Raw genomic sequence first — 12,477 nt, 5'->3', positions numbered from 1 at the left:
GTCGTCGACCGCCGCGGGGAACGGGTGCTCGGGGGCCAGCCGGTAGTCGACGCACACGGCGCGGGCGTCGGTGCGCCGGACGATCTCGGCGGCCAGCCCCACGGCGTCGGCCGCCGAGCCGATGGCGTAGGCCCCGCCGTGCAGGTACAGGACCACGGTCGCCGGATCGCTCGCCGGGGTCTCGACGGTGACTACGGGTACGCCGCCCAGTTCGCCCACCGTGGTCGAGACGTCGGGAGGCAACGGGATGGACGCCATCATCTCGGCGAAGACGGCGCGCTGTTCGGCGACGTCGCCTCCGAGGTCGAGCGGACCGTGCCGCAGCATTTCGTCGAGGGCCTGGCGCTGTTGCCGGGACATGGCCGTGCCTTTCGTGGTTCCGGTGAAAGCCGTGAGGGGGAGCTGTGGGTGAGCCGCCGGTCAGCGCGGCGGACCGACGACGATCTGGCCATACCTGTCGGCGGCCTCCGCCATGAGGTCCCGGGAGATCTCGAAGCCCTCGGGGCGCGGGGTCGTCAGGTCGCGTCCCGCGTGGCGGAACATGCCCTCGATGCCGCCGGGTGTGCAGATCATGAGGAGGTCTGCCGTGTCGGAGGTGATCCGGTAGCCGTGCGGGACGTTGCGCGGAAGGAAGACGATGCCGCCCTCCGACAGCTCCATCTCCTCGTCGTCGCACCACAGCAGCGCACTGCCTTTGATCAGCATGAAGACCTCGTCCTCGCGTGTGTGCACGTGGTAGGGCGGCGCCTCGCCCTTGGCGACGGAGAACCGTCCCACGGTCAACTGTCCGCCGGTGGCCGCCGCGTCCAGGAGCACGGCGAACTCACCGCCGTCGAGCCATTCGAGTTTCTGCTGCTGCTCGGGCTGTGCGAGGTAGGCCAAGGTCATGACGGTGTCCGTTCTGCGTCCGGGCTGCGTCCTGTGCTGCGCGTTCACGGGGATGACTCGCTCGGTCCGATGATCCTCTCGGCTCCACGCCGGCCGCCAGGCGTGCGGGTAGGACCAGCAGTACCACTCCCCCGGATCCGGCCCGAGGTGTCACGCGCGTCCGGGAAGGTCATCGTCTTGTGGCATTCTCTGCTGCCATGAACGTCTCGACTGATCAAGAACTGCCGTCCGAGGACGAGGACATGGAGATCCGGGCGGTCTCCGCCGAGCGACTCACGTTCTTCGGGGACGCGGTGGTCGCCATCGCGCTCACGCTGTTGGCTCTGGAGCTGCCGGTACCGGAGGGCTCGACCAACTCCGAGCTGTGGCACTCGGCCACGGACCACCGGGAGAGCTATCTGGCGTTCATGATCAGCTTTGTGGTGATCGCCGCGCACTGGCGCTCCCACCACCGGGTGTTCCGCTATGTCACGGCGTCGAACGGCAAGTTGACGTCCCTGACCATGTACTGGCTGCTCATGCTGGTGATCACCCCGTTCGCGACCGACGTGATCGGCGGGCACGGAGCGTTCCAGGCCCGGTTCGTCTTCTACGCCGTCGTGCAGTTCGCGGCCTGTCTCCTGTTCATACTGATGGTCAACGAAGTCCGTCGTGACGACCTCTACCGCACCGGCACTCCGCCCGAGCTGTTCTCCCGGACGATCCGCGGGATCGGCATGGTCGCGGTGGGCTTCCTGGTGTCGATCCCGGTCTCGCTCGTCACCCACTGGGCCTACCTCTGCTGGATCGTGGTGCCGGTCACCGAATCGGTCATCGCGAGGCGCCGGGACCGCTCCGGGCACCGCCCCTCGGCCGACTGAGCCGAAGGACGTCGGCCGGCGAAACCGACGGCTCGACGTGAGCCTGTCGAGTGTGCTGGTGTCGTAGCGCCAGGCGGACTGCGGGAGGTGCTGCCAGGCCGGTGAGCAGGAACAGTGCGCCGACCACGTACCAGCCGGGGCGCCCCCAGGTGATGCACAGCGCGATGAGCAGTCCCGGGCCGAACGCCTCGGCCAGGCCCGCCCCCAGGCCGAACACTCCCAGGTACTGGCCTGTGGCGTCTCGCGGGGCGAGTGCGAAGGACACCTCGAAGCCGGCCGCGGCGTGCCACAGTTCGCCGACCGTGTGGATGACCACCGCGGTGATGAGCAGCGTCGTGGCCGCCCGCGGCGGAACCCCCGCCGAGAGTGAGATCAGTGCGCAGGCGACGAGGAAGGCCACGCCCGCTCGACGGTAGGCGCGTCCACCGGCCACGGGAGAGTCGACGCCGCGGCCGGCCCGTACCTGAAAGGCGACGACGATGACCGTGCCGGTGAGCATCGTGCCCGAGATGAGCCAGTGCGGTGCGGTGGTGGCGCCGATCAACCAGAGCGGAACGGCCACGGTGAGGACCTTGAACTGGATGGCCATCACGCCGTCGAGAACGGTCAGCAGGAGGTAGGGACGGTCCCGCAGGGCGCGCCATCGGGGGCTGTCCGTCACGGGTCCGGGCGCGACGGGCGGCAGCAGGAACAGTGTCGCCGCCGAGCAGGCGAACGCGAGCGCGTTGCCGACGACCATGCACCGATAGGCGTTCAGGGTGCCCACCTGGACGATCCAGCCGGCGCCCACCGCGCCGACGGAGATCCCGACGTTGGTGACGGCACGCAGCAGGGCGCGGAACTCCTGCGGCCGGTCTCCTCCGTAGTGCCTGATGAGCGGGGTGCGTGCGGCGAGTCCGGCGGCCTTGGCCGCGGCGGCCGGGCCGATCACGAGGACGAACGACCAGAAGCCGTCGGCCAGTACGAACCCGGCGGTGGCCAGCGCCTGCACCAGCAGCGTGGTCATGTAGACGCCACGGGCGCCATGCACGTCGACGAGGTGACCGACGGCGATACCGACGGCCGGTGCGAGGAGTCCGGCGATGCCGAGGCCGAGCCCCACCTGCCCCGCCGGCAGCCGCACCGCCTGGGTGAAGTACGGGACTCCGGCCGTCAGGTAGAGGCCGCTGCCCATCGTGTAGATGAGATTCGAGGCGACGAGCACCCGCTGCGGTCGGCCGTCGGGGATCAGCTTGGGCACGAAGTGGTTCCGGTTTCCGGGCAGTTGTGGTCGCGGCCCGGTGTGAGGCGGTTCGGCCGGCGGTCACGCTCCGCGCGGGCCGAGACCGTCAGGGCCACGAGGACCATCGCGGTCAGGAGCCCCCAGGCCGCCGCGAAGCCTCCGGTGAGGTCCGTCAGGAGGCCGAGCACGGGCGGTACGGCGACGATGGCGATCTGGTTGACGGACATCGCCAGGCCCAGGGCGAACCCCGTCCGGCCCGGGGGCGCCGACTCGGTCACATGGGCGACCCATGGGCCGTACCAGCCGAATCCGAAGAACCCGAGCCAGACAAGAGCGCAGCAGGCCACGGCCGTTGACCGGCCCGGCGGGGTCAGCAGTACGGCCATCCCCGCGATGACGGCGACCATGCAGAGGCGGACGGTGGCGTAGCGCCCGGATGCGCGGCGGTCGCTCCGGGCGGCGAGGACGACACGTCCGGCGACGCCCGCGATCTGGACCACGACCAGCACCAGGGCGGCCGGGCCCGCCCCGACGGACGCCACGTCGTGGAGGTAGAGCACGGTCAGGATGCCGACGCCGCACTGCACCGAGATCAGGCTCGCCCCGGAGAGCATGATCCTCGCCATGGCCGGTTCCCGGAGCAGACGCAGACGGGTACCGCGTCCCGTCTCCGGGGAGCTGTGCAACTCCCTTGCGTTGAGGGCGACTTGGCCGGGTGGTCGGCGATAGAGGCCCATGAAGGCGGCGGCTCCGAGCAGTGCGACCAGGCCGCCGGCCAGGAGCGCCGCCCGCCGGCCGAAAGCGTCGGCGAGAACGGGGAGTACGGCCGAGGCGAGCGCCGCGCCCAGTGGCAGGCCCGCCTGGCGGACACCCATCGCGAACCCCCGTTGGGACGCGTCGAACCAGGACGCCACCGACTTGCTCCCGCCGGGTTGCACGGTGCTGTATCCGGCGCCGACGACCAGCAACACGCAGAGCAGCGAGGCGTATCCGGGCGCCAGGCTTCCCACGCCGAGCGCCATGCCGACCACGCAGGCGCCCGCTCCTACGACCCATCGCTCGTCGTAGCGGTCCAGCAACTCCCCCGCGATCGTGAGCCCTGCCAGCGGGGCGAACTGGGCCGCCGAGATCAGCAGGCCCAACTGCGTTGTGCTCAGGCTGAGTTCGTGTTGCAGGACGATGCCCATCGCGCCGATGCCCTGTACGAAGAAGCCTGCCGCGGCCTGGGTGAAGGTGGCGACGGCGAGGACGGTCCACCGGTAGCGCGTGGCGTCGTCCTGGTGGCGTGTGTCTTTGCCCCGGCCGATCACGGGCGCCAGTACAGGGCGGGGTCCGGGTGTTCGGTGAAACCGAGGTCGCGGTACAGCGGCTCGCCTTCGGCGGAGGCGTGCAGGTCGACCCGGGCGACGCCTGCGTCGCGGAACCAGCCGAGCAGGCCTCGCATGATCGAGCGGCTGTGCCCGCGTCGCCGGTGGGCCGGGTCGGTGACCACGCCGAGTACGTGCCCGATCCGGCCGTTGCGCAGGTGCGGGCCGGGCAGTCGCTGCTCGACGGTGCCGATGCCGCAGGCTGCGAGGGTGCCGCCGTCGCCGTCCACGACGAGGATGCGCACGGTGTCCGCGGTCAACTGTTCCTTGAGCACCACGGCCAGGGCGTCCAGCCAATCGCCGTCCGCCGACGCGGGGTTGAAGAAGTCGCCGCCCAAGTCCTCGAACAGCAGCGCCCGTAGCCGTATGAGCTCCACGAGGTCGTACTCCACGGCCTGCCGCACCCGGGACGGGTCTGTGTTGTCGCGTTGTCGCATGGCGATCAGACTGCTGTAATGGTCTTATGCACCTCAACCCTTACGGCGAGGATGCCGTGAACCTGGCCGCCGATCTGGTCAACCGGCCCCCCGCCGACGCCGAGGAACTCGCGGACCGATGCCGTGCCGCCGGTCTGGTGCTGGAGCGGCCGACGACCGCGCAGGACTTCGACCGCGCCCGGTACGCGCTGGAGTCGTGGGAGAAGGTCGTCGACGCCACCGACGAGCAGGCGCGCGCGGAGCTGGTCAACCGGATGCTGGAGGAGGCCGCCGCCTATCCCCGGATGACCGACCACGCGGGCAGCGGCTGGCACCTCCACTACCGCGACGACCGGAAGCCGCTCGGCGATGTGCTGTTCTCCCTGATCTCGGTGGGTACGGCACTGCATCTCGCGGGACGCGGAATGCACCGCCTCCGGCGCTGCGCCGTGACCGAGTGCGGCACGGTCTTCGCGGACACCTCCCGCACGGGGCGGCAGCGCTACTGCACCCAACTCTGCGCCAACCGCGACGCGGTACGCAGGCACCGGGCCCGCGGTCAGGAAAAGGAGGCATCCAGTATGTACAAGGGAAAATCCAGTTCATCAGTGCGCAAATCGATCACTGGATCGGTGTAATCGCCAAATACGTCGTACCGCTCGGCGATCTAGCGTCGGAATGCACGGGGCCGCACGGACCAGAAAGGCATTCCCACACTCATGCCCATCCCGCATACCGCCGTCATGCCCGAAGCCGAGTCCGACACCCTGACCGTCTCCCGCCGCGCCGGACAGCCGGCCGCCGTCGACCTCCTGCTGCCGGTCGACGAACTGCCCGAGACGTCGTCCTCGCCCGACCTGATCTGCCGCCGTGTACGCGACGAGCTGATGCTCGACGGCAACGCACGCCTCAATCTCGCCACCTTCGTGACGACGTGGATGGAGCCGCAGGCAAGGGAGTTGATGGCGGAGACCGCCGAGAAGAACCTCGCCGACCGCGCCGAGTACCCGCAGATCACCGCCATGGAGGAGCGCTGCGTACGGATGCTCGCGCGGCTCTGGCACGCACCGCACCCGGAGCAGGTCCGCGGCTGCTCCACCACCGGCTCCAGCGAGGCCGCCATGCTCGGCGGACTCGCACTCAAGCGCCGCTGGCAGGAACGCCGGCGCGCCCAGGGCAAGGACACCGCGCGTCCGAACCTCGTCATGGGCGCGAACGTCCAGGTGTGCTGGAAGAAGTTCGCCAACTACTTCGAGGTGGAGCCGCGTTACGTCCCGATGGAGCCGGGCCGCTACCACCTCACCGCCGACGCACTGACCGCCTACTGCGACGACAACACCATCGGCGTCGTGGCGATCCTCGGCTCCACGTTCGACGGCTCCTACGAGCCCGTCGCGGACATCTGCATGGCCCTGGACGGATACCAGGCCGCCACCGGCACCGACATCCCCGTGCATGTCGACGGCGCGTCCGGCGCCATGGTCGCCCCGTTCCTCGACCCGGCCCTCATGTGGGACTTCCAGCTCGAACGGGTCGCCTCCATCAACACCTCGGGACACAAGTACGGGCATGTCTTCCCCGGCCTGGGCTGGGCGTTGTGGCGCGACGCCGAAGCCCTCCCGGACGACCTGGTGTTCGAGGTCGACTACCTCGGCGGCAGCTCCCCCAGCTTCACGCTCAACTTCTCCCGCCCGGGGGCGCATGTCGTCGCGCAGTACTACAGCTTCCTCCGCTACGGCTTCGAGGGGCTGCGGGATCTGGCGGCCCAGAGCCGGACCACCGCCCGCGCCCTCGCCGCGCGCATCCGGACGATCGCCCCCTACGAGCTGGTCACCGACGGCTCCGAACTCCCGGCGTTCGCCTTCCGGTTGACCCCCGGCACGCAGGGCTTCACCGTGTTCGACGTCTCCCACGGCATGCGCGCCCGCGGCTGGCATCTGCCCGCCTACAGTTTCCCCGCCCCGTGCCAGGACGTCTCGGTCCTGCGGCTGGTGGTGCGTACCGGGTTCACCGCCGAACTCGCCGGCATGTTCATCACCGACCTGACCGAGGTCACCCGGAACCTGCACACCGTCCTGCCGACACCCGCACCGCCGCTCAAGCCACTCGTCACCGTCTGACAAGGCGGCCGGTCGGCGTCAACTCGCCCTGAAGGAAACGGAGTTCGTCGGTCCCGCCGCCGTGGATCAGCGGGTGTGGCGGCGGACCGCGTCGAGGAGTTGGTCGATGTCGTCGGCGCGATGCGAGAACGCGGTGACGAACCGGACGATGCCCGGTTCCCAGCGGTCGTGGTAGAAGGCGTAGCCCTCGGCGAGGAGTCCTTCGGTGACGTGCTGGGGCAGGCGGCAGAAGAGGATGTTGGCCTGCGGGGTGGCCAACAGGCCCGCTCCGGCAATGGACTTGAGGCCGTCGCCGAGGCGGGTGGCCATCTCGTTGGCCTGGCGGGCGTTGCGCAGCCACAGACCGTCGGTGAGGTACGCGTCGAGCTGGGCCGTCTGGAACCGCATCTTGGAGGTGAGTTGGCCCGCGCGCTTGGCGCGGAAGGCGAGTTCGGTGGCGAGTGCGGGATCGAAGGAGACGATGGCGTCGGCGGTCATCGCGCCGTTCTTCGTGGCGCCGAAGGACAGGACGTCGACACCGGCCTTCCAGGTCATCTCGGCCGGGATGGCGCCGAGTTGGTCCAAGGCGTTGGCGAAGCGCGCGCCGTCCATGTGGACGCGCAGTCCCGCGTCCTTCGCGATGGCGGCCAGCCGGCGGATCTCCTCCAGCGTGTAGACGCTGCCGCTCTCGGTGGCCTGGCTGATGCTCACCACGGACGGCTGCACACTGTGGACGTCGCCGGCCCGGCGGCGCACCGCGGTCTCCAGCGCGTCGGGGTCGATCTTGCTGTCGGGGCCGGGGACACCGACCAGTTTGGCGCCGTCGGTGAAGAACTCCGGAGCACCGCACTCATCGGTGTTGATGTGGCTCTCCGGGTGCGAGAGCACGCTGCCCCACGGCGGGGTGAGGGCGGCCAGGCTCAGACCGTTGGCGGCGGACCCGGTGGAGACCGGGAAGACGTCGACGTCCCGCTCGAAGATCTCGCCGAGCCTGCGGCGGGCCCTGTCGGTGAAGGGGTCGTTGCCGTACGGCAGAACCTGTCCGGCCGCAGCGTCGGCGACGGCCCGGGCTATCTCCGGGGAGGCTCCGGCCATGTTGTCGCTGATGAAGGCACGGCTGGAGGGGGTGGTGGCGATGGCGGTGCTCATGAGGGGTCTTCCTAGGTCTCAGGCGTCTCAGAACTGTCGACTCTTGGCGGTCGGTCTCAGGGATTTCAGGTGCTGATCGGGGAGGCGAAGACGACGGTGATGTCGACCTCCTCGGCGCCGGTGCGGTAGAAGTGCGGGGCGTCTCCGGCGAAGGCGAGCATGTCGCCTGGGCCCAGGTCCTGCGGGGCGTCGACGGGTCCGGCGGTGACGTACCCGGTGGCGATGAGCAGGTGCTCGATCGTGCCGGTGGCGTGCGGCACGCCGGCCAACTCCGTCTCGGGCGGAATGCGCAGCCGCCAGATCTCCAGGCTGTTGCCGCTGCTGATACGGCGCAGCAGTTCGCGGGAGACCTCGCCGGGCTCGATGTCCGTGGCCGGCCGGAACACCGGCCCTGTATCGGCGTCCCGCGCCAGGAGGTCGGCGATCGGGATGCGCAGGGCGATCGCGATGGCGTCCAGGGTGTCGATCGTCGGATTGCCGTTCCCGGCCTCCAGTTGCGACAGCGTGGCCTTGCTCAGACCGGCGCGCCGGGCCATCTCCGCGGCACTCATCCCGCGCTGCTGGCGCCGCAGCCGGATCTTCGCACCGACCGCGGCGGCTGTGCTGCTCACCGGCCGGCGGCCGGACGGCGGGGGCGTCATCGAGGGCTCCGGTGGGTCGCGGAGTAGGACACGCGGATACGGCCCTTCTTGACCTTCAGCGTCGGCAGCACCAGCTCGGCGAGGTCCCCGAGGCTGCGCACATGCGTGCCCCCGCACGGCGCGGCGTGCAGCGTGTCCAGATGCACCACGCGCCGCCCGTCGGACAGGTACCGCGCGGAGACCGGCAGGTCGTCGGCGACGGCAGCCGCCACCCCGTCACGGAGCGCGGCGGTCACCTCCTCCCGCCCGTCAGGATCGACCAGCCGCGCGTCCGTGTGCGGCGCCTGGAACTCGATGCGGGCCTGCCCGGGGAAGTGGATGCTGCCGACCATCTCCCAGCCCTGCGTCCGCCCGACCGCCTCGACGAGGTGTCCGGCGGTGTGCAGCGCGGCGTACAGCATCCGGGCCTCAAGGTCGATCCGAGCTCGCACCCGCTCCCCCACGGCAAGGGACGGAAGTCCGTCGCCCACCGCCGCCGTCGCCACGACCAGTCCCGAGTCATGGTCCCGGACCGGGACGATCTCCCTGTCCTCCAGCCACCCCCGGTCGGCGGGCTGGCCCCCGCCCTGCGGATGGAACAGACAGTCCTCGACGGCGACCCAGGGTGTCCCGTCCCTCTCGCCGACCGCGATGACCTGCGTGTCGACCTGCTCCAAGTAGGTGTCATCGAGGTAGGCGCTGATCTGCGCGCTCTCCCGAGAAGCCGCGATTGAATGAACCATGCGTTCACTATACCGAACTCTCGGGAAATGGTGAACGCATCGTTCGTTTTACTAAACACCGGCGGGAGCGACAACCCTGCGCTCAACTCCCGTCACCGTGGTCGTGACGACGCGCGAACCGAGCGCGGGCGTCGTCATGGGCGCCACGCAGCAGCCGTAGGACCGTGTCCGTCGTCCTCGGGCCGGGATTGACGACGCAGACCCAGCCGTGTGGTCCGTACACCGGGTGCGGCAGCAACGTGTCGGCGACGGCGTGATCACGCGGCTCCTCCCCCGTGAGTTCGCTGAGCGTCGTACGGCCGACGTGGATGTTGACGCGCCACCGGCCCGGAGGGTCGAGGTCGGACGCGGTGTCGCCAGGGAGGTTCTTGGTGACGACGGTGCCGTACGGCTGGGTGTTCCGCGGCAGTCGGCCGTCGGGGGCGCAGTAGAAGAACGCGTCCCCCCAGGCGAGTTCGGGGAAGTCGCCGCCCGGCCCCGGTACCAGCACGAGCGCGCCGGGGAAGTCTCGTACGGCTGCGATGATCTGTTCCATACTCATGGTTCAAGCATCATCTTCAAGTGCTTATGTGGGGTTGGGCGATGGGCGAGGCGGCGAGTGGTGCGCGGCGCGGGACACTCAGGACCGCCGATGTGGCACGCGAGTCGGGGTACTCACTGCAACAGGTGCGCGATCTGGAGCGGTTGGGAGTCATCCCGCCGGCCACCCGGTCGGACAACGGTTACCGCTCCTACGCGCCTTCGCATGTGCGGGCCCTGCGCGCCTATCGAGGGCTCGCGGGCTCGGTGGGCCCGGTCCTCGCCCGGCGGATGCTCGCGGAGTTGCGGACGAAGACGCTCGTGGAGGCGGCCTCGGTGATCAACGAGGTCCATGTCCGGCTCGCGCGGGAACGCGAGGAGACCCTGCGCGCCCAGCAGGCGTTGCATGCGATCCAGGACGAGGCGAACTCACCGGCTCTGGAGCGGGACGGTGACGCCATGACGATCACCGAACTCTCCAGAGCCCTCGGTGTGCGTCCCTCGACTCTGCGGTTCTGGGAGCAGGAAGGGCTCGTCACCCCCGAACGCGTGACCTCTCGACGAGCGCGGCGCTATGACCTGTCGGCCATCAGAGCGGCCCGCATCGTCACGGCCCTGCGTGGCACCGGCCACAGCGTTCCCGCGGTGCGGGAGATCATCCGCTCCCTGCACCGGCTCGACGGGCGGGGAGAGGCCCGGCGCGTCCTGCGAGAACGCCTCGACGGGATCGCCGTACGGACGGTGGGACTCCTCCGGGCGGGCGCGGACCTGGCAGCCGTCATCACAGCCGCTCACGAACCGGAGACCTGCGCACCCACTCCACCAACCGGCCGCCAGGAAAAGGCAGTTGCCGCTCCCGCGTCCGTCCTGAACGATTTCGGACCATGACGACGAGCACCGACCACCCGTCCATCCGCCCGCTCGCGCTCGTCACCGGAGTGGGGCGCACCGTCGGTATCGGTGCGGGAATCGCCCTCCGGCTGGCGGCCTCCGGCTGGGACATCGCCTTCACCTACTGGACTCCCTACGACGAGCGCATGTCCTGGGGTGCCGAGTCCGGCGCGGCGTCGGCCATCACCGAGGCGCTCAAGGAACACGGCGCCGCGACCATCGCCGTCGAGGCGGACCTGTCCGACCCGGAGACCCCGGCCCGTGTCTTCGACGAGGTCGGACGCGGGCCGGGCGGCGTCACCGCCTTGGTGATGTGCCACTGCGAGTCGGTCGACTCCGGTCTGCTCGACACCACCGTCGAGAGTTTCGACCGGCACTTCGCGGTCAACGCGCGTGCCACCTGGCTGCTGATCCGCGAGTACGGCCGACGGTTCGCCGCCGCCCCGGGCAGCGGCCGGATCATCGCGCTGACCAGCGACCACACCGTGCACAACCTCCCCTACGGCGCGAGCAAAGGCGCCCTGGACCGCATCACCCTGGCCGCCGCCCACGAGTTCGCCCACCTCGGGATCACCGCCAACGTCGTCAACCCGGGCCCGGTGGACACCGGTTGGATGACCGAGGAGGGGCGGGGGCAGGTTCTGCGGCAGACACCGCTCAACCGTCTCGGCACGCCACGGGACACCGCCCACCTCGTCGACTTCCTCTGCTCGCCGGAGGGTCAGTGGATCAACGGCCAACTCCTCCTGAGCAACGGGGGTTTCGCGTAGCGCATGTGTCACCGGGCGCAGTCCGCGGCCAGGCGCAGGCTCTCCTTGACCGCGTGCGGGATGTCGGTGATCGGGAACAGCGTGTGCCGTACGGTCCGTTCGGCGTCGACGATCAGGATCAGGCGTTTGTGGCGCAACCGGCCGGCGCCGCGGAAGGTCGGCAGTCGCAGGGCGGCGGCGAGTTGCTGGGCGGCGTCGGAGAGCAGCGGGTACGGGATCTCCTCCGCGCGGGCGAACTCTGCCTGCTCGTACGGGAGTTGGGTGCTGATTCCGCGCACGTCCACGCCCGCCCGGCGGAAGTCGGGCCACGCGTCGCGGAAGAGCCGGTTCTCCAGTGTGCAGCCCTCGGCCCCAGGGATCGGCGGCTCGCCCCACTCGACGCCCGTGCCGGGGTAGGTGAACAGCACCGTCGCGGCGGCGTCCGGTGACACAACCGGCAGGTCCGCGCCCTGGGTGCCGGGGAGTTGAAGGTCGTCGGGCAGGCGGGTGCCGGGCAGGGCGTGCACGCGGGCGTGTTCGGCGCTGTCCTCGGCCGCGGTCGCGGTGAGGGTGCCGTCGCCCAGCATCCACCGGTCGCCCCAGTCCTGCATGGCGACGAGCAGGGGCAGCAGCGCGAGCCCGGCATCGGTGAGCACGTACTCGTAGCGCACCGGTCGCCGCTGGTAGAGGCTGCGGTGCAGCACCCCGCTCGCGACCAGCCGGCCCAGGCGCTCGGTGAGGACGTTGCGGGACAGGCCGATGCCGGCGGCCAGCGCGTCGAAACGGACATTGCCGCGGGCGATCTCCCGCAGCACCAGAACGTTCCACCAGTCGCCCAGGACCACGGCGGCCTGGGCGATGCCGCAGGTCTCGTCGGCGTTGTGCTTCCTCATGCGCCCATAGTAGGTTCTCTTTCAGGACTCACTTTGTTTCATGATGGAACTTACCGCCCGC

15 protein-coding genes are annotated in these 12,477 nt (G+C 70.1%); 5 read left to right on the top strand and 10 right to left on the bottom strand.

Annotated elements, in window-relative coordinates:
• Positions 1 to 360: alpha/beta hydrolase fold domain-containing protein (locus tag R6V09_RS06615; RefSeq protein WP_317880386.1), on the bottom strand; the 360-nt coding region annotated here is incomplete at its 3' end.
• A gap of 60 nt (positions 361 to 420) precedes the next feature.
• A complete protein-coding gene (locus R6V09_RS06610) occupies positions 421 to 888 on the bottom strand; it encodes a cupin domain-containing protein (protein ID WP_317880385.1) in 468 nt (155 codons plus the stop codon).
• A 197-nt stretch (positions 889 to 1,085) separates the two neighbouring features.
• Between R6V09_RS06610 and R6V09_RS06605 the strand changes: the two genes are divergently transcribed.
• On the top strand, positions 1,086 to 1,748 hold the full coding sequence (locus R6V09_RS06605) for a TMEM175 family protein (RefSeq protein WP_317880384.1): 663 nt from the start codon (positions 1,086 to 1,088) through the stop codon (positions 1,746 to 1,748).
• On the opposite strand, the gene R6V09_RS06600 is transcribed toward R6V09_RS06605, so the two are convergent.
• Genes R6V09_RS06600 through R6V09_RS06590 form a run of 3 tightly spaced genes read right to left on the bottom strand, consistent with a single transcriptional unit; the run spans position 1,699 to position 4,774 of the window.
• Positions 1,699 to 2,988, bottom strand: a complete 1,290-nt coding sequence (locus tag R6V09_RS06600; RefSeq protein WP_317880383.1) for an MFS transporter — start codon at positions 2,986 to 2,988, stop codon at positions 1,699 to 1,701. The two genes, R6V09_RS06605 and R6V09_RS06600, sit on opposite strands and share 50 nt — an antisense overlap.
• Positions 2,976 to 4,280 carry an MFS transporter gene (locus R6V09_RS06595; protein ID WP_317880382.1) on the bottom strand — a complete coding sequence of 435 codons (1,305 nt, stop codon included), beginning with the start codon at positions 4,278 to 4,280 and terminating at the stop codon, positions 2,976 to 2,978. The genes R6V09_RS06600 and R6V09_RS06595 overlap by 13 nt, the downstream gene beginning before the upstream one ends.
• The gene (locus R6V09_RS06590) at positions 4,277 to 4,774 is read right to left on the bottom strand and encodes a GNAT family N-acetyltransferase (protein ID WP_317880381.1); all 498 of its coding nucleotides are present in this window, start codon (positions 4,772 to 4,774) and stop codon (positions 4,277 to 4,279) included. The genes R6V09_RS06595 and R6V09_RS06590 overlap by 4 nt, the downstream gene beginning before the upstream one ends.
• A gap of 26 nt (positions 4,775 to 4,800) precedes the next feature.
• On the opposite strand from R6V09_RS06590, the gene R6V09_RS06585 reads away from it, so the two are divergent.
• Positions 4,801 to 5,391 carry a CGNR zinc finger domain-containing protein gene (locus R6V09_RS06585; protein ID WP_317880380.1) on the top strand — a complete coding sequence of 197 codons (591 nt, stop codon included), beginning with the start codon at positions 4,801 to 4,803 and terminating at the stop codon, positions 5,389 to 5,391.
• An 81-nt stretch (positions 5,392 to 5,472) separates the two neighbouring features.
• A complete protein-coding gene (locus R6V09_RS06580; protein ID WP_317880379.1) occupies positions 5,473 to 6,873 on the top strand; it encodes a glutamate decarboxylase in 1,401 nt (466 codons plus the stop codon).
• A 66-nt stretch (positions 6,874 to 6,939) separates the two neighbouring features.
• Here the strand turns inward: R6V09_RS06580 and R6V09_RS06575 are convergent, their stop codons facing one another.
• The 4 genes from R6V09_RS06575 to R6V09_RS06560 form a co-directional block, all read right to left on the bottom strand.
• A complete protein-coding gene (locus tag R6V09_RS06575; protein WP_317880378.1) occupies positions 6,940 to 8,001 on the bottom strand; it encodes a threonine aldolase family protein in 1,062 nt (353 codons plus the stop codon).
• A gap of 65 nt (positions 8,002 to 8,066) precedes the next feature.
• Positions 8,067 to 8,642 (bottom strand): helix-turn-helix domain-containing protein, encoded by a 576-nt coding sequence (locus tag R6V09_RS06570; protein ID WP_317880377.1) that lies wholly within the window; start codon positions 8,640 to 8,642, stop codon positions 8,067 to 8,069.
• The gene (locus tag R6V09_RS06565) at positions 8,639 to 9,364 is read right to left on the bottom strand and encodes a metal-dependent hydrolase (RefSeq protein WP_317880376.1); all 726 of its coding nucleotides are present in this window, start codon (positions 9,362 to 9,364) and stop codon (positions 8,639 to 8,641) included. The genes R6V09_RS06570 and R6V09_RS06565 overlap by 4 nt, the downstream gene beginning before the upstream one ends.
• 82 nt (positions 9,365 to 9,446) lie before the next feature.
• Entirely contained in the window at positions 9,447 to 9,899 is a 453-nt protein-coding gene (locus R6V09_RS06560; protein ID WP_317880389.1) for a DUF6194 family protein, read from the bottom strand.
• A gap of 32 nt (positions 9,900 to 9,931) precedes the next feature.
• On the opposite strand from R6V09_RS06560, the gene R6V09_RS06555 reads away from it, so the two are divergent.
• Together R6V09_RS06555 and R6V09_RS06550 are read left to right on the top strand one after the other, a co-directional pair.
• Complete coding sequence (locus R6V09_RS06555; RefSeq protein WP_317880388.1) at positions 9,932 to 10,771, top strand: MerR family transcriptional regulator; 840 nt, start codon at positions 9,932 to 9,934, stop codon at positions 10,769 to 10,771.
• Positions 10,768 to 11,544, top strand: coding sequence for an SDR family oxidoreductase (locus R6V09_RS06550; RefSeq protein WP_317880375.1), 777 nt, complete (start codon positions 10,768 to 10,770; stop codon positions 11,542 to 11,544). Before R6V09_RS06555 ends, R6V09_RS06550 begins: the two co-directional genes overlap by 4 nt.
• Before the next feature lie 8 nt (positions 11,545 to 11,552).
• Here R6V09_RS06550 and R6V09_RS06545 read toward each other — a convergent pair whose 3' ends face one another.
• A complete protein-coding gene (locus R6V09_RS06545; protein ID WP_317880374.1) occupies positions 11,553 to 12,416 on the bottom strand; it encodes a winged helix-turn-helix transcriptional regulator in 864 nt (287 codons plus the stop codon).
• Positions 12,417 to 12,477: the final 61 nt, after the last annotated feature.

It is taken from the genome of Streptomyces sp. W16 (genome assembly GCF_033194735.1).
In the GTDB taxonomy this organism is placed as follows: domain Bacteria; phylum Actinomycetota; class Actinomycetes; order Streptomycetales; family Streptomycetaceae; genus Streptomyces.
The sequence above is the reverse complement of the archived record's forward strand: the minus strand, read 5'-3'. Positions and strand labels throughout refer to the sequence as shown.

What these genes read in the sequence shown, in the direction of transcription:
- R6V09_RS06605 (WP_317880384.1), top strand. Translation starts at nt 1,086, where the DNA reads ATGAACGTCTCGACTGATCAAGAACTGCCGTCCGAGGACGAGGACATG.
- R6V09_RS06560 (WP_317880389.1), bottom strand. Translation starts at nt 9,899, where the DNA reads ATGGAACAGATCATCGCAGCCGTACGAGACTTCCCCGGCGCGCTCGTG.
- R6V09_RS06575 (WP_317880378.1), bottom strand. Translation starts at nt 8,001, where the DNA reads ATGAGCACCGCCATCGCCACCACCCCCTCCAGCCGTGCCTTCATCAGC.
- R6V09_RS06590 (WP_317880381.1), bottom strand. Translation starts at nt 4,774, where the DNA reads ATGCGACAACGCGACAACACAGACCCGTCCCGGGTGCGGCAGGCCGTG.
- R6V09_RS06570 (WP_317880377.1), bottom strand. Translation starts at nt 8,642, where the DNA reads ATGACGCCCCCGCCGTCCGGCCGCCGGCCGGTGAGCAGCACAGCCGCC.
- R6V09_RS06580 (WP_317880379.1), top strand. Translation starts at nt 5,473, where the DNA reads ATGCCCATCCCGCATACCGCCGTCATGCCCGAAGCCGAGTCCGACACC.
- R6V09_RS06585 (WP_317880380.1), top strand. Translation starts at nt 4,801, where the DNA reads ATGCACCTCAACCCTTACGGCGAGGATGCCGTGAACCTGGCCGCCGAT.
- R6V09_RS06545 (WP_317880374.1), bottom strand. Translation starts at nt 12,416, where the DNA reads ATGAGGAAGCACAACGCCGACGAGACCTGCGGCATCGCCCAGGCCGCC.
- R6V09_RS06565 (WP_317880376.1), bottom strand. Translation starts at nt 9,364, where the DNA reads ATGGTTCATTCAATCGCGGCTTCTCGGGAGAGCGCGCAGATCAGCGCC.
- R6V09_RS06550 (WP_317880375.1), top strand. Translation starts at nt 10,768, where the DNA reads ATGACGACGAGCACCGACCACCCGTCCATCCGCCCGCTCGCGCTCGTC.
- R6V09_RS06610 (WP_317880385.1), bottom strand. Translation starts at nt 888, where the DNA reads ATGACCTTGGCCTACCTCGCACAGCCCGAGCAGCAGCAGAAACTCGAA.
- R6V09_RS06555 (WP_317880388.1), top strand. Translation starts at nt 9,932, where the DNA reads ATGTGGGGTTGGGCGATGGGCGAGGCGGCGAGTGGTGCGCGGCGCGGG.